Source organism: Chitinophaga sp. 180180018-3, assembly GCF_037893185.1.
GTDB lineage: Bacteria > Bacteroidota > Bacteroidia > Chitinophagales > Chitinophagaceae > Chitinophaga.
This window is the reverse complement of the sequence record NZ_CP140772.1, coordinates 3,846,501-3,871,571: the sequence shown is the minus strand read 5'-3', so window position 1 is coordinate 3,871,571 and position 25,071 is coordinate 3,846,501. Positions and strand designations below refer to the sequence as shown.

The 25,071-nt window shown below is 46.8% G+C and carries 17 protein-coding genes and 1 tRNA gene; 7 read left to right on the top strand and 11 right to left on the bottom strand.

What is annotated here, in order from left to right:
- Positions 1-25: 25 nt before the first annotated feature.
- The 4 genes from UNH61_RS15295 to UNH61_RS15280 form a co-directional block, all read right to left on the bottom strand.
- Entirely contained in the window at positions 26-1,912 is a 1,887-nt protein-coding gene (locus tag UNH61_RS15295; protein ID WP_326992827.1) for a RagB/SusD family nutrient uptake outer membrane protein, read from the bottom strand.
- A gap of 22 nt (positions 1,913-1,934) precedes the next feature.
- Positions 1,935-5,324 (bottom strand): TonB-dependent receptor, encoded by a 3,390-nt coding sequence (locus tag UNH61_RS15290; RefSeq protein ID WP_326992826.1) that lies wholly within the window; start codon positions 5,322-5,324, stop codon positions 1,935-1,937.
- A 264-nt stretch (positions 5,325-5,588) separates the two neighbouring features.
- Positions 5,589-6,737 (bottom strand): FecR domain-containing protein, encoded by a 1,149-nt coding sequence (locus UNH61_RS15285; protein WP_326992825.1) that lies wholly within the window; start codon positions 6,735-6,737, stop codon positions 5,589-5,591.
- Positions 6,738-6,818: 81 nt separating this feature from the next.
- Positions 6,819-7,415 (bottom strand): RNA polymerase sigma-70 factor, encoded by a 597-nt coding sequence (locus UNH61_RS15280; RefSeq protein ID WP_326992824.1) that lies wholly within the window; start codon positions 7,413-7,415, stop codon positions 6,819-6,821.
- Positions 7,416-7,553: 138 nt separating this feature from the next.
- On the opposite strand from UNH61_RS15280, the gene UNH61_RS15275 reads away from it, so the two are divergent.
- The 6 genes from UNH61_RS15275 to UNH61_RS15250 all read left to right on the top strand — a co-directional run bounded on the left by UNH61_RS15275 (position 7,554) and on the right by UNH61_RS15250 (position 15,945).
- A complete protein-coding gene (locus tag UNH61_RS15275; RefSeq protein WP_326992823.1) occupies positions 7,554-8,708 on the top strand; it encodes a putative sensor domain DACNV-containing protein in 1,155 nt (384 codons plus the stop codon).
- A 6-nt stretch (positions 8,709-8,714) separates the two neighbouring features.
- Positions 8,715-9,320, top strand: a complete 606-nt coding sequence (locus tag UNH61_RS15270; RefSeq protein ID WP_326992822.1) for a pseudouridine synthase — start codon at positions 8,715-8,717, stop codon at positions 9,318-9,320.
- 98 nt (positions 9,321-9,418) lie between these two features.
- The gene (locus tag UNH61_RS15265; RefSeq protein WP_326992821.1) at positions 9,419-11,719 is read left to right on the top strand and encodes a family 20 glycosylhydrolase; all 2,301 of its coding nucleotides are present in this window, start codon (positions 9,419-9,421) and stop codon (positions 11,717-11,719) included.
- Between the two features lie 61 nt (positions 11,720-11,780).
- Positions 11,781-13,085 carry a hypothetical protein gene (locus tag UNH61_RS15260; RefSeq protein WP_326992820.1) on the top strand — a complete coding sequence of 435 codons (1,305 nt, stop codon included), beginning with the start codon at positions 11,781-11,783 and terminating at the stop codon, positions 13,083-13,085.
- A gap of 269 nt (positions 13,086-13,354) precedes the next feature.
- Positions 13,355-15,811 carry a DUF4965 domain-containing protein gene (locus tag UNH61_RS15255; RefSeq protein ID WP_326992818.1) on the top strand — a complete coding sequence of 819 codons (2,457 nt, stop codon included), beginning with the start codon at positions 13,355-13,357 and terminating at the stop codon, positions 15,809-15,811.
- A 61-nt stretch (positions 15,812-15,872) separates the two neighbouring features.
- Positions 15,873-15,945: transfer RNA gene (locus tag UNH61_RS15250), tRNA-Lys, on the top strand.
- Between the two features lie 1,535 nt (positions 15,946-17,480).
- Here the strand turns inward: UNH61_RS15250 and UNH61_RS15245 are convergent.
- The 3 genes from UNH61_RS15245 to UNH61_RS15235 form a co-directional block, all read right to left on the bottom strand.
- Positions 17,481-17,915, bottom strand: coding sequence for a recombinase family protein (locus UNH61_RS15245; RefSeq protein ID WP_326992817.1), 435 nt, complete (start codon positions 17,913-17,915; stop codon positions 17,481-17,483).
- Positions 17,905-18,054: a hypothetical protein gene (locus UNH61_RS15240; protein WP_326992815.1), complete on the bottom strand. Its 150-nt coding sequence runs from the start codon at positions 18,052-18,054 to the stop codon at positions 17,905-17,907. The genes UNH61_RS15245 and UNH61_RS15240 overlap by 11 nt, the downstream gene beginning before the upstream one ends.
- 428 nt (positions 18,055-18,482) lie before the next feature.
- On the bottom strand, positions 18,483-18,872 hold the full coding sequence (locus UNH61_RS15235; protein ID WP_326992814.1) for a hypothetical protein: 390 nt from the start codon (positions 18,870-18,872) through the stop codon (positions 18,483-18,485).
- A gap of 348 nt (positions 18,873-19,220) precedes the next feature.
- Between UNH61_RS15235 and UNH61_RS15230 the strand changes: the two genes are divergently transcribed.
- Positions 19,221-20,399: an AAA family ATPase gene (locus tag UNH61_RS15230; protein WP_326992813.1), complete on the top strand. Its 1,179-nt coding sequence runs from the start codon at positions 19,221-19,223 to the stop codon at positions 20,397-20,399.
- Between the two features lie 14 nt (positions 20,400-20,413).
- Here the strand turns inward: UNH61_RS15230 and mobC are convergent, their stop codons facing one another.
- Genes mobC through UNH61_RS15210 form a run of 4 tightly spaced genes read right to left on the bottom strand, consistent with a single transcriptional unit; the run spans position 20,414 to position 24,978 of the window.
- Positions 20,414-22,402, bottom strand: coding sequence for a conjugal transfer protein MobC (gene mobC, locus UNH61_RS15225; RefSeq protein WP_326992812.1), 1,989 nt, complete (start codon positions 22,400-22,402; stop codon positions 20,414-20,416).
- Between the two features lie 27 nt (positions 22,403-22,429).
- On the bottom strand, positions 22,430-23,338 hold the full coding sequence (locus UNH61_RS15220; RefSeq protein WP_326992811.1) for a phosphoadenosine phosphosulfate reductase family protein: 909 nt from the start codon (positions 23,336-23,338) through the stop codon (positions 22,430-22,432).
- A gap of 12 nt (positions 23,339-23,350) precedes the next feature.
- Positions 23,351-24,601: a relaxase/mobilization nuclease domain-containing protein gene (locus UNH61_RS15215; RefSeq protein ID WP_326992810.1), complete on the bottom strand. Its 1,251-nt coding sequence runs from the start codon at positions 24,599-24,601 to the stop codon at positions 23,351-23,353.
- Positions 24,586-24,978 (bottom strand): plasmid mobilization relaxosome protein MobC, encoded by a 393-nt coding sequence (locus UNH61_RS15210; RefSeq protein WP_326992809.1) that lies wholly within the window; start codon positions 24,976-24,978, stop codon positions 24,586-24,588. Before UNH61_RS15210 ends, UNH61_RS15215 begins: the two co-directional genes overlap by 16 nt.
- Positions 24,979-25,071 lie beyond the last annotated feature (93 nt).

The following is a 25,071-nucleotide window of genomic DNA, read 5'->3' as shown; positions in this document are numbered from 1 at the left end:
TGATAATTAAATGTCAGGAAGATGGTTACCAGCCGAAGTTCTGGAGCAGCTTAGGATTGTTGAGCAGTTCCCAGCTATCCAGCGGCCAGAAGTAATTGCGCGTCTGGAAGCTTTGGCGGTATAATGTTCTGATACGATAATAGAAGGTCGGATCCGACTGATCCACATCCCATCCGGTAACGGGTTTGTTCAGTTCTTCCATACACCTTTTCCAGCGGCGGAGATCCCAGAAGCGGGAACCTTCCATGGCCAGTTCAATGAGTCGTTCCTGTTGTATGATCTGGCGGAAACCTTCTTTGGTAGCGAATTTGGTAGGTTGGCGGGAGTAGCTGCCCCAGGATGCCTGTACGCCCTGCAAGCCTGCTCTGGCCCTTACTTTATCGATATATTTGAAAGCATCCGGCTGCGGTCCGCCCTGTTCGTTGAGCGCTTCTGCATAGAGCAGGTACAAATCGGCCAGGCGCATTTCCGGCCAGGAGTGCGCTTCTATGTACACACCCTGTCCTTCGAGGATCTCATCTTTCCAGTTCACCAGCTTCTTCGCGAAGTAACCGGTGACATTGTTATCGTAGATGTTTTTCCTGGTTTGCCATTGACCGGCTTTGGATTCGATATGGAAAGTTTTTTTCTGCATCATCCACACCGCACCGTCGAATGCCAGATCCGCGTAGAAGCGGGGCTCCCTGTTAAAATGCAGCGAAGCGGTAGTGTAGCCTTCCTGTATCAACTCGCCTTCGTCATGGGTAGCGGTTCTCAGCCTGAAGCGGTTGTTATAGTCCCAGGTAAGGTCTTCGGTGATAGGTATGCCTTTGTCGGTATAAAACAATTCGGCGATTTTCATGGTGGGCGCCAGGCTGCCCAGCACCGATTCGTTGCTGATCCTCGACGGATCCAGGCGGGGCAGGGCTTGGCGCTGTATTTCGTGCGTGGTGCTGTTGGGATTGTCCCAGATGATTTCCGGATTCCATTCTTCACAGGTGGCGTTGCGGATCGACATTTGCCGGGTCAGTGTATCCGACAACGTTACCCCCAGCTGATTGAAGCTATACAATACCATGCCCACTCTTTCGCAGGAAGTAACGGCAGCCTTGCAGGCGTCTGCGGCTTTTGTCCATTTCCCGGCATCATAGGCGTTGTTGAAGAAAGGTTTACCATCCGGACTATTGAAACCCATATAATCCGTATTGCCGTTGAACAGCGGGCTGGCGGCAGTAACGAGCACCCTTGCCTTGATAGACAATGCAATGGATTTGGTCATACGCCCGAGTTCCGTAGAGCGGTCGGCGATGATATCCGGAAGGTCCACCACAGCGGTGTCTATCAGGTTGGAGATATAACTGAAAACAGTATCTACCGGCAGCCTGGTTACCTTGGTGGCTTCAGCGGAACTGGCGATGGGCAGGTTGTGGTCGATGATAGGAACAGGCCCGTACATACGAACCAGCAGCCAGTGGTAATAAGCTTTGAGGAATTTTACTTCCGCGATCCAGCGGCTTCTTTCTGCCTGCCGGAGGTCTACTACTTTATTTATATTATCCAGGAAGATGTTACAATCGCGCAGTGCTTTAAAATAATCGGTCCATTTCGACAGCTGCACCGTATTGGCATTCTGAAATCCCCGGGCGATCTGCCAGGGCGCGTCATTGGTGCTGTAGGGCTCTACCATCCAGAACTCGTCGCCGGCCAGCAGTGCCGGATTGGTAGATAGATCGCTGCTGGTGGGCAAATAGGAATAGCAGGTGAAAAGATATTTCTCCGCTTCCGCACGCATGGTGAAAGCATTATCGATGGTAGCCACGTTATCCGGGATCACATCCAGGAACTTTTTACAGGCGGGCGCCGGTAAAAGCAGCAGCAGACAAAAGGCCCACCGGGCAACGGTGCTATAAGTGATGGCGTATTGTATTTTCATATCTGACATTATTATACGTGAATTAAAGGCCGATATTCAGACCGAGGTTGATGACGCGTTGCACCGGGTAGCCGAGACCGTTACCTCCCATTTCAGGATCCCAGGTCTTGAATTTGCTCAGCACAAAGAGGTTGAGCGTATTGGCATAGATGCGGGCGTTGGTGATGTGCGCCCTGTTCAGCAGGCTTTTCGGGAAGGTATACCCCAGCTCCACAGATTTCAGCCGGAGGAAGTCGCCGCTGCGCATCCACCACGTGGATTTCTGAAGATTGTTCCAGTTGAACTGATCGCTCAACCGGGGCCAGAAGGCATATAAATTCCGGTTGCTTTCGCTCCAGTGATCGTTGGCGATCGCCTGTAACAGGCCGTGCTGGCCGCCTCCATTCAATACAAACGGGGAAACCAGGTAGGGCTCTATCCAGAAAGAAGAACGTGCGGAGCCCTGGAAAAAGAAGCTCAGATCCAGTTGTTTGTAACCGAAGGAAAAACCAAAGCCATAGGTAATTTCAGGCGTGGTGGGCAATCCAATCGGCACCATGTCGGCCTCGGAGATCTTACCGTCGCCGTTCACATCGTGATATTTGATATCGCCGCCCAATACCGGCTGGCCCCAGTTCTGGTAAGCGGAGTTAGCTACTTCCTGATCGTCCACGAAAAGCCGTTCAGCGATGTAGCCGAATACCTGCGACAGTGGCTGGCCTACCCTGGAGCGGTAGGGCTCGGGGTATTTCGGTTCTTCATTCACCAGCAGCTTGCTGGTGGCATAGGTGAAGTTGCCGCGGAATTGTACGAATGCACTGTTGCGGAAACTTTTCGTATAGTCGACAGCGAGATCCACCCCTTGTCCGGATGCCTCGCCCACGTTAGCCTGGATAGGAGAGTTGAGGCCCATCGTAGCAGGGATCGTACTGCGCGTCATCAGGATGTTAGTGCGGTGTTCCCGGTAAAGATCCAGCTGGATGTTCATGGCGTGGAATAAACCCAGCTCCATACCGAGGTTGGTCTTGTAGGATTTTTCCCAGGTGATTTCACGGTTTTCGTAGCGGTTTACGGATACGCCTGGTCTGGAGTAGCTTTTCCTTTCTCCGAAAGTAGCTCCTTTGCCGGCGTCGTTCATATTCACATCGGAGAGGTAGAAAAAGCGGTCGTTCTCATTTCCGATCTGATCGTTCCCTACGAGGCCATAAGTGGCGCGCAGCTTGAGTTTGTCGATCGTACGTGTGAGCGGTTTAAAGAACTTTTCATTCTGCAGGTTCCAGGCGATTCCGGCGGAAGGAAAGAAACCAAAGCGGTGACTGCTGGCAAAACGTTCGGACCCGTTATAGCCGAAGTTCAGTTCAGCGAGGTAGCGGTTATCGTAGTCGTACGTGAACCTGCCCGACACGCCCATGTTACGGTGGGGCAGCGACGTTTGCAACGTACCGGCGTTGGCAGTAAGATAGTTGCGCACCAGGCCGATGAGCATACCGGATACGTTGTGTACCTTATTGAATTGCTGGTTGTAGTTAACTGCTGCTTCCATATAAGCGGTAGTATTCAGGCGCTTGTCGCCCGGCGAGTAGTTCAGATACTCCGTTCCATTGGTGTTGAGCGAGGTGAGCGCAGGTGTTTTGGTGTACTGATCGTATTTCATGGTGTAGAAATAGGGCGTATACTGCCTCGTTACATCGAAGTAGGCGTAACGGTCGGTATAACCCATGGCCCGGGCGCTGAGGCCGGGCAGCAGGAATTTCAGATCCTGTTTCAATTCCAGTTGTACCAGCAGGGTAGAGGTATTGTACTGCTGGTAGCCGGAAACGGAGTTCGCATATGGGTTGTTGTAAAGATTGGAGCCATTGCCGGGATCGCTGGGGGAGCCGGGCTTTACGGCGTTACCAAACAATGGATGCTTGAGTTCCGGAGCGTAGCTGGCAGGATATACTGCCGGGAACATCACCGGGTTGGCCCACACAGACTGGTTGAACAGGGCAGCACCGCCGCCAACCGGACCATTATAATCATCGAACTGGCCGTAAGTGCGTACAACAACCTGTGTGGTAGGAGTTAGATTGATATTGACATTAGACCGCAGGTTGTAATTTTTTAGTTTGATGTTGCTGTTGAAGTTATTGCGGTGATCTACGTTCAGCACACCGTTATCTATATTGTAAGTGCCGGAAATGTAGAACTGTGCTACTTTTCCGCCTCCTTTGAGATTAAAGTTCGTTCTCCGGTTCACTGTATAATCTTTGATCAGCTGCTTGATCCAGTTGTTGTTGGGATACAGTAGCGGGTCGTCGCCGGCGGCAGTGTGATCGATCTTCGACTGGGAATATTGCACATCCGTCAGCGGGTGACGGGTAAGGATGGCTTCATTCGCCAGTTTCATGTAGGTGATATTATCCGCGAATTTGAAGTTGCGGGTATTGCTGGAGAGGGAGTTTTCGTAGCGTACATTCAACGATGTTTTGGCTTCAACGCCTGATTTGGTGCTCACCAACACCACGCCGTTAGCACCTCTGGCGCCATACAGCGAGGACGCAGTGGCATCTTTCAGGATGGAGAAACCGGCAATATCATCGGGTTGCAAACGGGCCAGGTCGTTCGTACTGGATTCCATCCCATCGATGAGTATCAGCGGATCCACTTTCCCGGTGCCGAAAGTAGTGATACCGCGGATAAAGAAACTGGCGTTATCCTGACCGGGCTCTCCGCTGCGCTGGTAGGAGATAACGCCCGACAGGCGGCCTGCAAGCATGGTGGTGAGGTTGCTGGTAGGGCCTTTCAGCTCTTTGGGATTAATGCTGGTTACTGCACTCACCATGCTGGTTTTCTTCTGTGTACCATAGGCTACCACCACTACTTCTCCCACATCAGATACTTTCGGTTGCATCACTATTTTAATCAGCTTTTCACTCTTTACGGCAACGGTTTGCGGCAGCATGCCTATCATGGTGAAGAGCAGGCTGTCGCCGATATTAGCCTCGATCGTGAAAATGCCGAGGTCGTCTGTTTGCGCATTGGCGGAGCGGTTCTTATTGACTACCGTCACGCCCACCATCGGATTGCCGTTGCTTTCCGTTACCTGCCCTTTGATCTTAACGCGTTCCGGCGCCGCTTCAGTCCTGACAGGACTGCCCGACTTCTTTTTAATAATAATTGTTTTACTGACGATGGACCAGGCCAGGGGTTGATCTCTAAAAACCTCTTCCAGGGCCTTTTCTATAGGAACAGCATCCATTGAACAGCTAACAGGCCGTGCATTGTCTATCATCTGTACATCGAATACGAACACGTATCCGGTTTGCTGGCGGATGCTTTTAAACACTTCCAGCAGCGATACAGATTTAACATGTAACGTCACCTGTTGCGCATAGCTGGCTGCCGATGCCTGCAGAACGGTCGACAACAGCAGTACGAAAATGAATTTCATACAGCGTATCAGTTTCGGATCGGAAAGAACACGACACCCACCGGGGCGTGGATTGTGGATAGTTTGCATCATTGTAGAGGAATGTTTGAATTTTGATGGATGCGGAAAGCGATGACATAGCATGGCCAGGACGTACCTGTCGCCATAAGCATATCATTCACAGACCGGATTTAAGAAGCCGCTAAACAGCCAGTAGCCAGCTTTTAGCTACTAAATCGATTTTGGTTGACTATACGTTTTTTCATAACAAAAGATTACGGTTGACTATGGACTTACGGTAATGATGTTGTTTGTTAGTTTGAAATGAATACTTCCTGTTAATTCGAGTTTTTCTAAGATATCTGCTAGTTTGTCTTGCCGGGAAAATGAACCACCGAACGATTTATTGGTAATCTCTCCTTCGAATACCACCTGTACATCATACCAGCGGGCGAGTTCCCGCATAATGCTTTTAATATTGCCGTTGAATTCGAACCGGCCATCCTTCCAGGCTACGGCCGATTCCACGTCTGCGTTGCTGATGCTGATACCATCGTGCTGCCGGTTTACCAGCGCCTGTTGCCCTGGCTGCATATGTTTTACAGCGTAGCCGCTGATAATATTTACAGCTCCTTCCAGCAGAGAGGTACAGATGTTGTTTTCTTCTTCGTAGGCCATAATATTAAAGCGCGTTCCGAGCACCGCCACTTTCATGGCGGCGGCTTTTACATAAAACGGCTGGCCGGCTTTAGCGGCTACATCGAAGTATACTTCTCCCTGGATATTCACTTCCCGGATACTGTCTGTAAAAGCAGTAGGAAAGCGGATCGACGAGGCGGCGTTCAGCCACGCAATGCTACCATCGGGGAGTATCACGCGGTAGGTGCCTCCTTTTGTGGTGTAAACGGTATTCATAGTAGGCGTAACCGCCTGGTTGCTGTAAACGAGCTGATTCCCGTTTCTGCTGGCGGATACACCGCTTTGCACGTTCACTGTGGCAAGCGTATCCTGCTCCAGATCTATTACATCGCCGTTGTCCAGTACCAGCCGGGCATGTTCATCTTTATGCCGCGGCATGTGCTGAGCAGCTATCGTGGCGGCGTGGCGCTGCTGACGAGTCAGCAGTTTGTAACCTGCGATACCAGCTACCACTAATACGCATGCTGCAATGACTGCCTTCTTCCATGGGAAAAGCCGCCGTACGCGTAGGTCCGGAGCAGCAGACTGCATGATCTGCTGCAGCATGGCATCCGCTGTATCATCGGGCATGCGGTCGTTGTTGTCGGCATTCAGCAACAAATCATCGAGCAGCAGTTTGAGCTCCTCATCGTATGCCGGTTGTTCCACCATGAGCAGAAATTCCTGTTTTTCTTCCGGGGTGCACAGCCCGGTGTAATAGCGATTAAACAAGTACCTGAAACGGGATACTGCCATGGTCAGATAATTTGATATTGGTTGCTTAATATAAGAGAGAGAAAAAACTCAAAAAAGGGTTAATGCACCCGGAAAAAAATTTTAGCAATAGATCCATATTAATATAAGGAAGGTGTTAAGGTCCATCCGGGCCAGGCAGAAAGCGCGGATAGAGCGCATAGCATGGGCCAGGTGGGCCTTAATTGTTTCGGGCGATAATTGCAACCGCTCCGCGATTTCATTTCTTTTCAGCCCTTCCTCCTTACTGAGCCGGTATATCAGGCCTTGTTGCGGCGGCAGTTGGGCGATAGCGTGTTCCAATATCTGTTCATATTCCTTGTTGATCATGGGTGTTTCCCGCTGCGGGGCAGCCATGGCTACAGAAAGCTCGGATTCCATCAGTTGTTCCCGGGCCAGTAGTTTCAGGGAGGCGAAAATATGATTCCGTGTAACAGTAAAGAGATATGCTTTAAAATGACTGATTTCATGAAGGGCATCACGTTTCTGCCACATCTTCATAAATACATCCTGTACAACATCCTCTGCCTGAGCGGGTTCACCCAGCAGGCGGAGTGCTATGCTGTATATACGATGGCGGTAATGGTGGAAGAGGTCAGCGAATACGTCGTCATTGCCTTCGGCGAGGCGCAATAAAAGTATTCTTTCATTGTAGGCACTTGTTTCCATACGTGGTTGCAACAACAGCAAGTTAAAGTATTATGTAACACCAGTTTAGCGCTAAATTCACCAGACATGGTGGTATTTTAGCAGCTGATGGTAGCGTACCGGTTATCAGCCGCTAATCACTAGCTCCTTTTTTCTTATTTTTGACTGGTTATGGAAATAGTTAATGAAGCAACATATCAGGCAGCCGCCAAGGTGTCTGACAGAATAGAAGCGCATTTCCGGAAGCATCTTTCGGCTGCGCAGGAGAATGGCGAAGATGATCTGGCCGTGGTACCCACTGCGCGTCAGGTGGAAAAGATGATAGACGTGGCATTCTGGGCCAGTTTGCGTAAAGAAGAAGGCAACCCGATCCGCATATCGCTGGCTTTTCTGCCGCCATCGCATGCAGGCAAGCCTTTGCTGTTTGAGGAACCCATATTACTCACGCCGCAGCTGCTTACCAAACTGGGACCCGGCGTGGAACGGGCAGGGATTCATGTAGGCGTGTGGCCCGGTGCAGAGGACGATCACCTCTATGTATGGGGTACCACCATTAAGCTGCCTAACTTGTGTTTTGTACTGGATGTATCAGAACCCGGATTGCTGGTGGTGAAACACCGCAGGGCCGCAGGCCTCGGCAAATTCACCAATGTGGCCATGCTGAGAGGAGACCAGGTGAAAGTAGTCAATGAAAACAGCGGACTGCTGCCGGATAGCCCGCCTATCCTCAAATCCCTGCTGGGACTTACTCCTACCTGTTTATGGAATAACAATGTGAATGTACTGATCCAGATTGCGGTATCCATGAGGGCACATAAACGGGGTGGGATACTGTTGGTAACGCCCTCCGGCAGCGATGCCTGGCGGGAATCGATCATACATCCGCTGCAATATCCTATATCGCCGGCCTTTTCAGGGGTAGCAGATTTGCTGCAATATGACGGTAAAAGCGTTACGGAGATCTTCTGGCAGAATGCCCTGAGAAGGGAAGTGGAGAATATAACCGGTCTTACCGCGGTTGACGGTGCTACCATTGTGAACGACCGGCAGGAACTGCTGGCCTTTGGTGCGAAGATTACACGCGCCCGGGATGCCCGTCCGATCGATAAAGTATTGCTGACAGAGCCCGTGGAAGGCGGAGAGCCCATGTTGCTGCATCCTTCTGCGCTGGGAGGTACCCGGCACCTGTCTGCCGCCCAGTTTGTACACGACCAACCCGATTCATATGCACTCGTAGCCTCACAGGATGGCTATTTTACCGTGTTTTCCTGGTCACACCGGCAACAGCTGGTACAGGCTTACAGAATTGATATATTACTTATATAGACAGGCATGCACAGGTATTTCATTATTAACAAGCCGTATAACATGGTATCACAATTTGTGAGCGATGTAAGGGTAAGGTTGTTGGGTGATCTGGACTTCGATTTTCCGGAGGGGACGCATGCGGTGGGGCGGCTGGACAGTCATTCCGAAGGCCTGCTGATACTCACTACGAATAAAAAAGTAACACGGCTTTTATTTCAGGGAGTAAAGCCACATGAGCGGAGCTATCACGTGAGAGTAAAAGGAGCGGTGACTGATGCCACGCTCGAACGCCTGAGAACAGGCGTGACTATACCGGTAACCGCTACCACCGATCATCTGGCGATACCGCAACGGGTGGCGATTGTACCAGCGCCTGCGGTGGATATGGAGCCCGACGATCCGCGGATCTGGCCCGAGCGGGCGCCGCATACCTGGCTGGAGATTACGCTTACGGAAGGGAAATATCACCAGGTGCGGAAAATGACAGGAGCGGTGAAGCACCGCTGCCAGCGATTGATACGTACCGCTATTGAAGATCTGCAACTGGGAACACTCGGGCCCGGGCAGGTAACTGAATTATCGGAAGAAACGTTTTTCAGGTTACTGAAGATAGATGAATACAGGGATTAGCACAATTTAGCCGCAGTATTAGCGAAGATCACATCAGGTTTCAGCAGCAAATCTTATTACGTTTGCTCTCTGGAATCATGCTTTAACAGATACAACTTATGACGAAACATTTCTGGTTGGCAGGCGTACTATGCCTGCTGCTGCAGGGAACATTGGCACAGTCGCCAAGATACCCGCTGATCCCTTATCCACAGCAGCTACTGGCCCGGACGGGGGAATTTGTCATCACACCCGCTACCGGATTGGTACTGCCTGCAAATCCATCTGCCTACATTACCGAGACCACACAACTACAGGCCCTGATGAGGGAAGCGCTGGGGAAACAGTTGAAAACAGCGGCCAAACCGGTAAAAGGCACTATTGTGATGAAGCAGGATCCGGCACTTGCCGGAGAAGAAGACTATACGCTGGACATCAGTGAGCAGCAGCTCATCATGACAGCCAGAACAGCAACAGGTTTTTTCCGGGCAATAGAAACCCTGCGGCAGCTGATGCCGGCGGATATAGAGCAGGCGCAGGGAAGTAAGCATCAGCGGGTAGCAGTACCAGCTGTTAGCATACAGGATCATCCCGTGTACAGCTGGCGCGGTATGCACCTCGATGTAGCGCGGCATTTCTTTTCGCTGGACTATCTCAAAAAATTCATCGATCTGCTGGCGCTATACAAGATGAACAAGCTTCATCTTCACCTGACCGACGATCAGGGCTGGCGTATAGAAATCAAAAAGTATCCGCTGCTGACTGCACAGGGAGCCTGGAGAACATTCAACGACCAGGACTCGATATGTATGAAGAAAGCTGCGGAGAATCCTGATATGGCGATTGATACCAAACATATTATTAAGAAAGATGGCAAAGAGCTGTACGGAGGTTTCTATACACAGGCACAAATGAAAGACCTGATCCGGTATGCCGCTGCCCGTCATGTGGAAATTATTCCGGAGATAGATATGCCAGGCCATATGATGGCTGCTATCAGGGCTTATCCTTTCCTGACATGCAGTGGTAAAAACGGTTGGGGGAAAACGTTTTCAACACCGATTTGCCCTTGTAACGAATCCACTTTTACTTTCGCGGAAGATGTGTTTTCAGAAATCGCCGCATTGTTTCCCTCCAAATACATTCACCTCGGTGCGGATGAAGTAGAGAAAACATCCTGGGCAGCATCCGATGCCTGCAAAGAAGTGATGAAAGCCAACCAGCTGAATAGTGTGGAAGAGCTGCAGAGTTATTTTGTGAAGCGCATGGAAAAATTCTTTCACTCTAAAGGGAAGGAACTGATTGGCTGGGATGAAATCCTGGAGGGAGGAATCAGTTCTACCGCCGTGTTAATGTACTGGCGCTCCTGGGTACCCGATGCCCCGGTGAAGGCCGCCCATCATGGTAACCAGGTAATCATGACGCCGGGTAATCCACTCTATTTCGATGGTATCCCGGACCGTAATTCCATTTATAACGTTTATCATTTTCAACCCATACCTAAAGGGTTAACCGCAGAAGAAGCCAAACACATCATGGGTGCGCAGGCTAATATCTGGACAGAATGGATTCCTTCCGAAAAACGGGCCGATTATATGTTCATGCCCCGGATGACCGCACTGGCAGAAGTATTATGGTTGAACCGCAGTGATTACGATAGCTACCTGCAACGGCTAAACGAACATTACGCCAGGCTGGATAGGTTGGGTGTACATTACCGGCTGCCTGATCTGGTGGGCTTTACAGAAGATAACGTATTCACTGATAAAGGCGTGCTTTCCGTGAGGAAGCCACTAACGGGCATGACCATACGATATACGACCGACGGCAGTATCCCGGATCAGCACTCCGCGTTGTTGCCTGACACCTATACGATCAGCACACCGCAAACCATTAAGCTGGCGGCGTTTAGTCCGGCCGGAAACAGGGGCGATATTTACTCCCTGCGTTACCGCAAGGAAAACTATCATCAGCCAACCGTGGTAAAGGATGCAAGACCAGGGCTGAAGCTGGATTATTTTGCAGGATCCTACAGAAGTGCAGCGAAAATAAAACAGACGCCCGACAGCTCCTTACGGGTGAATAACTTCATCATACCGGAAGGAATGGGTAAAGGTGGAAATGCTTTCGGGGCGCAGCTGTACGGGTATATTAACGTACCTGCTACCGGTATCTATAGTTTTTATATGACCGTAGATGATGGAGGTATCTTATATATAGATGATCAGGAAGTAGTGAATAATGATGGCTGGCACGCGCCGGTGCAGAAAAGCGGACAGGTGGCGCTGGAGAAAGGCTGGCATCCCGTGCGGCTGGCGTTTGTAGAAGGCGGCGGTGGATATACCCTGAAGCTGGAATATAGCGTAGACGGCGGAATGCTGCAGCCGGTGCCGGACAGCTGGCTGGGCGCCGGTCACTAAAAATAAAAAATGCTTACTGATATCCCGGCAACTGGCCGGGATATCTTATTTTTGGCAGGTTATGCGTACACTTGCTGTTTTATTGTTTATGTTAATCCTCGGGAAGGGTGTCTCCGCCGCAGATTCGGACGCATCGCTGGCCCGGGCCCTTGATTCCCTTTCTTCCCAACAGAAAACATTATTGTATCAATACGGTACCCTGAAAACCTGGGCGGGCGATGCTACAGCAGATAGTTTCTGGGTAAGCCATGCCGCCGCGCTGGGGGCAATAGGTAAAGAGCGGGGCTGGCTGATGGCGAAGGAGTTGCTGCACAGCACAGAGCTGGTGTATTCGGTACAGCAGCCATCGCGCCTGCAGGCGCTGAGGGGCGTATTTACGGCCTCCAGGCTGCTGCTGGGACTGGCCGGACTGGTAGCGGCTTATGCTATTGTACAGCTGCTGGGCAAATACCTGCCTGATCTGTTCAGGTGGCTGGTGCGGTATGTGCGGTGGCTGTTTTCGCCGCGGGCGCTCACCTGGGAGATGCTATGCCTCGGCGCAGCAGGGATTTATTGGGGGCCGCTGATAGGAGAGCAGGTGATACGAACTGTTGTGCTGCATTTGGGAATATGCTTTATCTGGACACAACTAACGGCTATCCTTACACGAAGATACCTGATTAACGAGTATGCGCAGGTGATAAAAGATAGTTTCAGGGATTACCGGGAATCGCCCTGGAAGGTATTTGTACAGGTGTCGGTACCCGCGCTTTTCACATCTCTCGTAATCATCCGGATCACCACAAAAACTCCCGACAACTGGTATCGTTATGAAGTGATGGTGCCTTTCATGATCGGCATCTTCACATTGCCACCATTGCGGAGAATGGAAGACGTGCTGGTGCGCGTTTTATTCCCGTTTCCGGGAAGTAATATGAGGAGTAAAGATGAGCGTATAGGCGCTTACGTAGTGATCACCGCAATTGCATGGGGCGTGCTGCTGTTGTTGCCGGTGATATTGCCCGAAGCATTGCTGGTACTGAGTATCTGGCTGATGGCGATGTTGCTGGTACTCTCCATCGAAGACGTGACCGGCTGCGGCATCAAAAATTTTATCTGGATGCAGCTGATTACCCTGGGCTTTGCCATAGTACTGGTGTTGACGGGTTCACAAATGGGTATGCAGCTGGTAGCATGGACCGGCTTTGGCGGATTACTTGCTTTTGTGTTGATAAAATATTGGGAGATACCTACATTATTTGGATGGAAATGGCGGAATAAAAAAGCATGGGGCGCATTGGGTATGGCATTGCTTATATGGGCAATAGCGCTGCTGATCCGCTCCCGGCCCGAATGGTTTGCACTGTTTCCTGCTTTGGAAAAATAGTACATAATTTGAGGTAAAAGTGTATTTTTGCGCTCGCATTTAACTTATTTAAGATACGCGCAGATCCGAACCCGTACTGAAAAGGCTTCTCAGGGCCTCCAAGGCGAACTCAGGGTCTGCGTTTTTTTATTTACCCCTGACTGGTACTGAACCCTCTCTACCCATATATCTGGTTATATTACATTTTTTATGAGTGGTTATTAATACCGCCAAAAATGTAATATTTTTATTAATGGTATTTTGTACGCTTAATTAGTCTAAATCACGTTATGGCAAGAAAATTTATGTTTTGGGCGTTGCTGGGCTTAGGCAGCAGCGCAATGGCACAGCAAAAGGCGCCGGCTTATCCATTGGTCACGCATGATCCTTACTTCAGTATCTGGTCGGCCACGGATCAGCTGAATGGGAGCACCACGAAGCATTGGACGGGCGCGGGCCAATCGCTTACCGGTTTGGTAAAAGTAGATGGAGTTACCTACCGGGTATTAGGGCAGGACGAGCCCAGCTACGAGGGTATTGTTCCCACGAGCGACGAAAAAGGCTACCAGGTGAAGTACACCGAGCAGGAGCCGGCCGAAGGCTGGATGCAGCCCGGATTCAATGACAAGGCCTGGAAATCGGGAGCGGCGCCGTTCAGCGATCAGCCGGAAAATGGCGGCACCTCCTGGAAGAGCCACGACCTCTGGACCCGGAGAACCTTTGATGCGCCAGGGGACTTGTCGGCAGCAGAGCTTTTCCTGAAGATCTCTCACGACGATAACATCACCGTGTATCTGAACGGTGAGCAGATTTACCGGCACGATGGCTGGCTGCACAAATTCATTTACGTACCTGTTCCGGACGCAGCGAAAAGTAAATTAAAGAAGAAAGGCAACGTACTGGCTATTCATATCCTGAACACAGCGGGCGGCGCTTACCTGGATGCAGGCATTGCCCGTGTTGCTCCGGTGCCAGGAGGTAAGGATATTCAGCAGGCGGAGCAAACAGGCGTTACCATCCATGCCACGCAGACGATTTATAACTTCACCTGTGGCAAGGTGGATGTGGCGCTCACGTTCACATCGCCGCTGCTGATGAATGATCTGAACCTGTTATCAAGACCGGTATCGTATATCACTTACCGGGCAGCATCCAACGACAACGCCGCACATCAGGTGAGCGTTTATTTTGGCGCATCCGGCAATATCGCTGCCAACACACCAGCGCAGCCTGTCATCACCGCTAAATACACTTCCGGAGAGCTGGATCTGTTGAAAGCAGGAACAAAAGAGCAGCCTGTGTTGAAGAAGAAAGGAGACGACCTGCGGATCGACTGGGGTTATATGTACGTTGCGGCGCCATCGGCAGCTCACCCTGTGCAATACATCAGTACCAGCAGCGAAGGAGCAGCAGCATTTGTTAAAGGGAAAACAGCTGACACTAAGCAGGACAAGGATATTGTATTAAACACCGCCGTAGACCTGGGCAGTGTGAACAGCACACCTAAAGAACAGTTGTTCCTGCTGGGCTACGACGATCTGTATGCCATCCAGTATTTCAACACCAACCTGAAAGCATGGTGGAAGAAAGATGGCAACAAAACAATTGAAGACGCGCTGAATGAAGCGTATAAAGATTATCCTGCTGTGTTGCAGCAATGCACCACATTTAATGATCAGTTGTATAAAGAAGCCGTAGCCGCAGGGGGAGAGACCTATGCCCGGCTCTGTGAGCTGGCGTATCGTCAGGCAATATCAGCGCATAAACTGGTGGAAAGTCCGCAGGGAGAAATATTATTCCTCTCTAAAGAGAACTTCAGCAACGGCTGCATCAATACCGTAGACGTCACCTATCCATCTGCCCCATTATTCCTGATATACAATCCGGATCTGCTCAAGGGAATGATGAACGGGATCTTCTATTTCTCCGAAAGTGGTAAATACACGCAACCTTATGCAGCGCACGACCTAGGCACGTATCCGCTAGCCAACGGCCAGGTATACGGAGAGGGCATGCCGGTAGAAGAATCCGGCAACATGCTGGTACTGGCCGGCGCTATAGCACGGGCAGAAGGAAATGCCGGCTATGCCGCGAAGCACTGGAAAACGCTGACCACCTGGGCAGCGTACCTGATGAAAGAAGGTTTTGATCCGGCCAATCAGTTATGTACAGATGACTTTGCGGGACATCTGGCACGCAACGCCAACCTTTCGCTGAAAGCCATCATGGGTATCCGTGCCTATGCAATGATGGCGAAAATGCAGGGCCAGCACGACGTAGCAGACAAATACGAGCAGGCAGCCAAAGAGATGGCCGCGAAATGGACAACCGTAGCAGATGATGGAGATCATTACAGTCTTGCTTTCGGCAGCAACAACACCTGGAGCCAGAAATACAACCTGGTATGGGACAAGGTGCTGGATTTTCATTTATTCCCGGAGGCAGTGTATAAAAAAGAAACCGCTTTTTACCTGCAACATCAGCAGCGGTATGGGTTACCACTGGATAGCCGGAAAACGTATACCAAGTCGGACTGGATTATGTGGACAGCGGTGCTGGCCTCAGATCCGGCAGATTTCAGGGCATTAGTGGAGCCATTGTACAGGTATGCAACGGAAACGCCTACACGGGTACCGCTGAGTGACTGGCATGAGACGACAGATGGGAAGATGGTAGGGTTTCAGGCGAGGAGTGTAGTGGGTGGGTATTTTATGAAAATGTTGGAGGGTAGGTTTAAAGTAAAATAAAATTTGTTAGTTATAATTGAATGATTATCTTTGCACTCCGTTAAACAAAAACGGGGTGTTTGATTCCGTAGCTCAGTTGGTAGAGCAATACACTTTTAATGTATGGGCCCTGGGTTCGAGTCCCAGCGGGATCACCTGATGGGACAAGTTAGAAATATCTACACTTGTCCCATTTTCTTTTTCCATGAAAGCCTTATCCATATTGTATATTAGCTGAACCGCATAATTAACTCTTGTGGTTCGATATGCAAATCCTGTAAAAATTAGTTTTTCAGGGAATATCGAACCAATGATCTTTCGCTGCGTTTCTACCTCTCCACTCTCATAAAGAAGATCCATTCTGGACATATTTTCCATTCCTTTTTCAAGAATATTCTCTATACTGAAATTCCTTTGAGGTACTTCTACCAATCGCTCTTCTAATTTAGAAATAGATATTTCATACTCCTTTTTACTTTCGTTAAAGTCTTCGGGTGTTATTTTTTGCTGAAACAAACACTTTCGAGCCTCTCTTATCAAGTCCGTATATGCTTCAATTTGTGAAAGCAAACTGTTTCTTTCATCATTAGTGTGTTTGGTTTGGGCTTTAAAATAGTACTCCAATGCCGGACGGAAAAGCTGACGAAAGGGAGATTGTGGCACATATTTCCGTAGTTCTTTTGAAAACAACTGATTTGCGTGTTCTGCGGGGAATCGGCAGCCGCAGGAAGTAACACAATGGTAGTAGTGATAATGTCGATTGCGGCCTTTGGAAGCACTGCCTGTTAGCACTCTGTTGCACCGTGGGCATAGAAGAAAACCACGCAAAGGCAAGTCTTTATCAACAACAATTTTGGTACGTTGCTTCTTCTTCCTTCCATCGAGGACTTCCTGCACCTGATAAAAAAGTGTTGAAGTGATAATACCCTCGTGTTTCCCTTGCACGAATAAACTTTCTTCATCACGGAATTTTGGAACGTGTATTTTACCGCAATAAACAGGGTTTCTAATGGCAACCCAAAAGTTATTCTTACTGCAATTTAAACCGCGTTTGCGGGCCAGTTGTAGGATCTGTTCTGTATTAAATCTACTCAGGGCAATTTCTTCAAAAACCCATTTCATAATGTCGGCTTCCGGCGGAAAGGGTGCGATATATTTAATTTTCCCGGTTTCATCTGTTTTATTTTGATAGCCTATTGGGGCTGTTCCCATCCATCGACCCTCTTTCCGCGCACGGCGCATACCATAAAAAATATTCAAAGCCCGGCGGTCATTCTCGGCCTCTGGTACGGCTAAGTAGACAGCCATCATTATCTTACTTTCGGGGACGGTCATATCGAGGGGTTGCTCAATTGCTTGCGGTTCTATCCCTAGTTTGCGAATAATGCTTATCATATTATAAGCATCCCCTGCATTTCGGCTGAATCTATCCCATTTAGTAAAAAGCAACAGGTCTACCTGATGCTTTTTCTTTCGCCAGTCCATTAGTAGCTTGTTCCACTGTGGTCTGTTGAATGTTTTTGCACTGTGGTCCTCAAAAATTACGTGCCGTATTTGAATGAAATTTCGATCACAGTATTTTCGCAAAACCTCTTCTTGGCTCCGCTGCGAGAAACCTTTATCCCGCTGGTCATCTGTACTAACTCGTATATATAAGTCTGCTACTTGCATAAGGTAAATTTTATCATTTTCACAATTTCATTTCATTCATGAAAAGCATATAGAATTGAAGAACATCTATATTAGAACACTGCTCACTCTCATGAGAATAGAACTTCAAGGCTTCCGTAAAACTATCGTGTGTATCTATAGGCATGACGGTAATCTCCATTTGCCGAAGGATTGACCTGGCTTCAATCATTTCTGGAATGTTTCTTGACCAACGATCCCACGAAGTAAATAGAAGTAAAGCCGATTTTGTAGATGACGATTTGAGGCTGTCAAAGTATTTTAACCAGCCGGGCCTTTGGAAATTACCAGCAGAGCAGTTATCAAATACTTTTTCCCTGATGGTGATCTTATTGAATTGGCAATAGTTTATAAGTGCGTCCTCTTGTCGGCGCTCAAATATAAACTGACTTGCCCGGTTGTCACACCGGGCGCGTATATACAAATCAGCTTTCATGGCTTAAAATTTCAGTAATTGTTATTTCTGCGAATTGGTAGATGATTTCGAGAATCGCCACTGCTTCATCAAGGCTTACGGTAATACCATGTTCATTTAACAGCTTCATAGCTGTTTCAGGTTTCATTTTCTGCTCCATAACACACCCATATTCAAAATTCACAAATCCAAGTGCTATGCGGGATAATACGAAATTACAAACGAAATGGATAGAATTTGATGGTTGTATATGGTGTAAAGCAGGTGAAAAATGAGCCATAGAACAGCAAGATGTACTATTGTGTCACAAGGTTTTAAAATTTAGATAAAAAACAAAAATCAGCTACCAATTTGAATGTTTTTCAAACACTCAAAAAGCTACTTGCAAAATATGGAATAGTAGAAAAAATCCGGTTGGGGCCAGTGTTGATTTTTACCAAAAAGAGTTGACTTTTACCGTATGTTCATTTAAAGAAAAAAAATGAGTGTAATTGCTGATGCGGTCAAAAGGGAAAAGTAGGTAAAGTAAGGGGTTTTTAGAAAATAAGAAGTTAGTGCTGTATAAGGGGAAACATTTTAGGTATTTCTTTATGTATTTGGGGGTGATGCGCTTTCAGTAGAATCGCGTTTCTGTTTAGCATTCTTTGCTAACTCTATTAGATGTTGAACATCTTTAATTGTACCATTGTCGAAAAGGGCTTTCATCCCCGGATGCTTGGCAATAAGTTCATTTTTAGACACTTCCAACCATATTTCATATAGCTTTTCGTATACGCTAAAATTGTAACCTAGCTGGCAGTTATAGAAGTACAAACGACCTTTCAGGAAGGGCGTCTGATGTTCGCTTTTGGTAATTAGGGAAATAGACTGACCGAGTTGATAAAGTCGGGCTTCAATTGATTTCAATTGAAGCTGTAATCTTGTAGCGGATATATTTTTTAATATCCGGGTGGGAATCAATTGAGGGAACAGTATCATAACAAGAGCATAACAAAAAATGATAATAGGAAGCTAAGAAAAATAATATGAATAAAAAAATAGCAGCTGTTGACTTTTACCGAGCAGCTGTTGACTTTTACCATCAACATTGTTATATTCGCATTGTTGTACAATTGCAGGAGATAACATACCTTCACCTGCTCCAACCAAATTATCTTCTGTCAAAGGATTAATGCGTGTGCGAATGATCCCGTATATATGCAGATACACACCCACGCATATGTTACACAAATAAGTTTGCGATACCGTTAATTTTTTTTCGTTAACACCCAATTAAGATTTGGGATTTAAAAGGAATGTATTTTACAACATTCATCTTTAATCTTTATGAATAACATTGATCCAGTAATTTCAGGGGAACTGAAAAAGCTCGAAAGTAATATTGAGCAGGTAAAAAAAGCATCACGAAACACTATCGCACAACCACCAGCATTACTGACTATTGGAGGGAAACCACTTTTCCGGCCTTTTACAATTAACGCAATTCAAGGAAAGGAAGGAAGTCATAAAAGCAGGTTGGCAGAGATAATTTGTACCGCTGCAATCGCTGGTAAAAATGTGGTAGGTAAGCCGGGCGGTAATCATCTTGAAATTGAGGCTAATTCCGATATTCCTTGCCATGTTTTATACGTAGACACAGAAAGAAATATGCAGGATGAATTTCCTACCTCGATACAATCATTAAATAGAAATGCAGGTCATAAGGAACGTTCAATTTCTTCTCGCTTTACCCCTGTTCCCCTCCTGAATATATCGCGTATTAACAGGCTGGACGTATTGCAGCATTACGTAGAGAAGCTGCGAAAAAAAGTGAAAGAACACATGCTTATTGTCCTGGATGTTTCTACAGATTGCATTGATGATTTCAATTCGGCGTCCAGTGCAAATAGGATTCATGACTGGATGAATGTTATGAGAACTGACTTCGATATGACTTTTCTGCTGCTGATACATGAAAATCCGGGAGGCAACGATAAGGCAAGGGGGCATGTTGGAACCGAACTAACGTTTAAGGCTTCCACGCAGTTACAAATAAGGAAGGTAAGCGAGAAACAGGATAAAGGAAGTGATAAAGAGGAAATCGATATATTTCAGATTGTCTTTAAAAAAATGAGGTTCAAAAGACGAAACACCCCTATTTACATTAAATATGATGAAGAATTGGGAACATTGGTGAAAGTAGATTTTAAAGAGGACGAGAAAGAAGAAAGAGAACGAACTGGCATTAGTAATGAACTTCACGCGGCGCTTGCAGAAGCCTTTACTTTGCAAAGGGAATATTCCCGTGGTGCGTTGGCTTCCTTTGTTGCGAAGAAACTGAATGGAGAATTAAATGAGAATACGATTGCTAGGAAATTAGCGGATCTTAGCCGCGAAGATCAGTTCATTTTGAATATACATGGTGGCGGAAAATTTGTGGCAGAAAAACGTAGCCGAGAAACATTCTACGTCTTCCTGCCAACCCCTGAAAATGAATCAGAGAAGGATTTAGCAGTGGCGAAATAAAGTAGTATTGAAAACTATTTTTTTACAATAAACCCTTCTTGTGACGGGTCGTTTAGTACCGATTGTAATACTGCATCTACAATATCCTGTGCATCCTGTTTAATAATAGCAAAATTGTCCATAATGTCTTTGCGGGTTACCTGCTTGACTATCGGAATGGGTAGATAAGAATCCTTTTCAATTTTTAATTGTTCGCTATCCACCTTGACGTGAGCATGAAATCTTTTTAAGTCGATAGGCTGATCAGGCGTATCAGCAGTGATGCCGACAAATTCACCTGACGAAAGATTAGAGATGGTACTTACCGGTACGGCCATTTCCAATTGCTTGCTTCGGGAAATAGAAGTGTCCCCGCTATTAATAGAAATGCTTTCCCGATCCTGCATCGTTTTACCTAGCCGTTCTGAAATCTGTTTGGCAAGTTCCCCGCTTGTTTGACCGATCATGATGTTACCGCAAATATTGAGGACTACATCTGCCCACTCTTTGCCGTATTGTAAGCGCAGCTGGTGATCTGATTGCATGGCGAGAATGGTAGAAATTAAGTGGCTTCTCGCACTGGCAATTTGGGTGGAGAGTTCCAAGAAAGTCAGGGTTGGAAATTCATCGAGTACAACAGCAGATTTTAGCTTACCTGGCTGATTCATGATCTTACTGATCCTAGTCATGAAAAGACTGAGAATAGGGCCAAATACTTGTTGCTTTTGTGGATTGTTGGCTAGGCAAAGAATTTTTGGTGCTTCAGGGTTGTTAACATCCAGAGTAAAGTGGTTTCCACTTAGCACATAGTAAATTGTTGGAGAGGAAAGACGAGCCAAGCCGATCTTTGCGGCATCTACTTGTCCTTCCAATTGCTCCATCGTATTTTCAACGAATGCAGAAACGAACGGTGAAATGTAGGCAGAAATTTCAGGCTCCGTTTGTAGTACAGTAAAGAGTTTATCCATCTTTACTTGCATCAGTTCTATGAGGTGCGGTAAAGTGCAATAGCGACCATCCTCATATTTTCGCAAAAACCAAATGATTGAAATAGTGAAATTGATGGCACTTTCCACAAAGAAATCACCTTGTTTTTTTAACCAGCTGGGGTTGGTGCCAAGCATTAAAATACGCGCAGCTTCTACCGCATCGGATATGTCGTGCATCATTTCTGGAAACAGCGGATTACAGCGGTGACTGTGAGATAAGTCGTCAAAGTTTATAACATAGAATGAAGGCTTAGTACGATAATTGTTTCTGTTTTTCAGATAGTGATTGTAGGCGATTATGCTTAAATCGGGGTACTTGAAATCATAGAGTACCATTGCATGATTTTTGGCAAGCAATTGCCGGATAGCAGGTTCTATTAGATACCTTGACTTGCCCGCTCCGGGACTTGCAACACATAAAAGCCCCCTTGCTGGTGAAACAAAGGAAATGTTTGAATTACGGCGCTGATTTTTATAGTAATAATGAGCAGGAAGATTTATTGAAAATTCATTTTCTAGTTTTTTTTCCTGTTGCGGAAATGTTTCATTTTCTTTATTAAAAATATCCCCGCTCAATCTTTTTTTTAAAGACCTGGCTATTACACTGCCGCCCGTAATTAGCAGAATGAATGCAAGGGCATTTAAGAGAATATATGCTGTTGCAGCGGCTTGTAGTGGTAGTCCTGTTATCAAGAGGATTATACCGCTGAGGAAGTAGATGATCAGTCCGGAAAACAACAGCGCAATACCGGCCTTTGCATCAGACTTTTCATCTTTTCTCCCGCGCACACCGAGTAAGGAAATGAAAAGAAAGATGAGCGCAATAATTTTAGATTTGAAGTAACCAGATAATAACCCGGTTTTGAGAATGTTTTTAAGAAGCTGGTCGGATATATTGCTTGTCCAACCTATCAATTTGAATGCGTAGTAACAATTGTAATAACAATGAATAAGTAGCACTACAATTGCAATCATTCGCGTGAGGTCAATAATTTTTTTAAGACCCATTTCGTTTTCCCCAGTCCTCATTGTCATATCGCACAATTTTGAAATGAATATTATCTACCGGCAGTCGGAGAATATTTCGCAGCTATCCCCACCGACAAAATCGATGTCGCCAAAATCTATAAATGGTATGGTGGTTTGTTGGGTGTATATCCTGTTGTCGTCCCGGATTATTGGATTCGCGGATCGTGCCGATAACAGAATTTCCTCTGCGGAAATATGGTTTCGGAAGAATGTAATTGGTAAAGCAATTGACTTTCCCTTTTGCTGTAGCAGTAAAACCCTATTGGGAGGTATGTAGTTACCAAACTGTTCCTCCATTTGTAGTGGAAAATTGAATGTAGCAGGATCATCTTTTGCGATCCTCAATAGTTTTTTGAGTGATTTTTTCCAGCACCACTTGCAATTACCTTCGTACCCTTTTAAGCGAAGTCTAAAAGGCATTTTAGACCAGAATAAATTAATTCCTACCTTATTTACACCTGGATGGAAGCCGCCCGATATTAGCGGATATAACAGCTTCTTTTTTTGTGCATAGGGTGAGATCCGATCAACTTCATCTGACCGGATGCCGATTGCTGTAGAGTAATGCTTGCGGAAGATTTTTTTTGAGAAGGCCGTTATAGGCACTTCTTTAAGTTCACGGGAACAGTGAGGTAGTGCAATATTTGGAATACCATATTTTCGTATAACCTTTTCAAAAGGTTCTCCCCGGCGAGAAGCCGAAAAAAAATCTACTATTGTGTATTTTGTTTTACTTTCCGGTTCACATTCTATCCACGTGACGGGGAAGCCGAAATAGTCACTACACTGCTGAATAAACTCTAACGTTTCTTCTCTTTCTTCGCCAGTATTGGCGAATACAAACTGCATTTCATATTCCTGTGATTTGTGTTGCCATAACCACTGTGACATATAAGCTGAGGTTTCACCTCCGCTGAAGGAAACTATTAGTTTTCTTTTCATGGTAAACTCGTTTTAGTGGAATAATCTTTTACGCTTCTTTTTCTTTCTTTCGTCAAATTCCGCTAATGGAGATGTTTCTTTCTCCACCTCGAAAACTAAGTCTATAGCACCTTTGAGGGTATTGGAAATTGCTGTATCGTTGGTGCTGGAAATGTTGTTTTTATTTGTAAGCTGTGGCTTCTGCTGTTGGATGATCGGAATCTGCTGAATACGTTGTTGCAGTTGATTTGCACTATATGGCTTCCCAAGATCAGAACCATTAAAAACGGATTGGGTCTTGTGATCCACGTAGGTCAAACCATAGACGATTCCCTGCGCATTCTGGCGGATAACAAGGGAGATTCTTTCTTTCTGTAGGTAGTTCTGTAATTGGTCTATTGTGATACGTCCTTTTGTTGCAAGAGTATAGTCGATGGCATTTCGTACACGCTGCATATGAGGGCGGCGTGCAACCTGATTTTTTTGGAAGTTTTGTTCTAAATGTTTTAAGGTTGGTTTATTATAGATATGACTGGCTGGAATCGGAACACCAACCTTGTCGCCAGCAGTATTGAGTACCCTGTAGACTAGCCCCCCGGACTTGTAAATGCGGGATTCTTTACTGCCCTGATCTGCGATAATGTTGTATTGGCGAAGAACCGCATTCAGCTCCGGCAATGAAGTGTATTTATATTTTTGAAGTACGCTATCCAGCACGTTTGTGATAGCGCGTTTGGTGCCTGATGCAGCGTTTTTGCCGTAGATGACTTTCTCCGCGTTGACTGGTTTTATGTCGTAAACCTGTTGGCGTTGTTTAGAATCTGCACGTACCAAATTAAAGTCTTTCTCTATCTGCTTACGAGCCTTTTCAGATTGGTTCTTTCCGATATTATGGAGTTCGATTCTTTTCCCGTTTCTTTTGATGTTGGTAGTGACAATATGGATATGCGGGTGACTGGCATCGGAGTGGTTATAAACAAGGTAAGGCTGGTCACCAAAACCAATTTTCTGCATGTAAGAATCAGCAATACTCTGTAGAGTTTCTTTGTCCAATTTTTCTGACGGGTCGAAGTTGAGTGATATGTGTACGCTGTTAACTTTTGTGCGTTCATTTTGTGCTGCAAAGTGCTGTAGGGTTCCGAGTTTATCGGTAAGTTTTAGTTCGCTTGTATCTTTCGCAAAATTCTTGGAATGAATAAGCGCAGCAGCTGACTGTCGCACTTTGTTTTCATTATAGTGCAACGCATTCCGCAATGACTTACCTGCATTTATTCTTGCAACCATTTTTCACTGATTTGGGCGATTCTTTCTTTTATTTCACTGACCTTTTCGTGCAAGGTTTTACGCCCTGCTTCATTGAGTGAAAGCCAGCCTGAGAGGTCGGATTTACCGTTGAGCATATGAAGCCTTTTAACGACCTGGTTGTAGTTATTGGCGATGGCGTTTAATTCGTCTTTAAGCAGAATTAGCACTGCCATTGCGTCATCGAGCGATTGGTTTCTGTGATACATTTTGATAGGTTTGTCCAGCAGGATTTTTCGGATATGCTCACTGAACTTTTGGCTGGACGAACCGGAGAACTGGTTGAATAGCTTTTGGTATTCTTCCGGCGTAAGCCGGACGTGGAGGTGCTTGTCACGATTGATCTTTTGTCCTTTCATTTGATAATTTTTAGATGGTTTGAAATGGTTCTTTTGCCGCCTGTGGCGGTTCCCGGCCCCGACTTCGGAGGAAGGCCGGCCAGATTCGGTTGA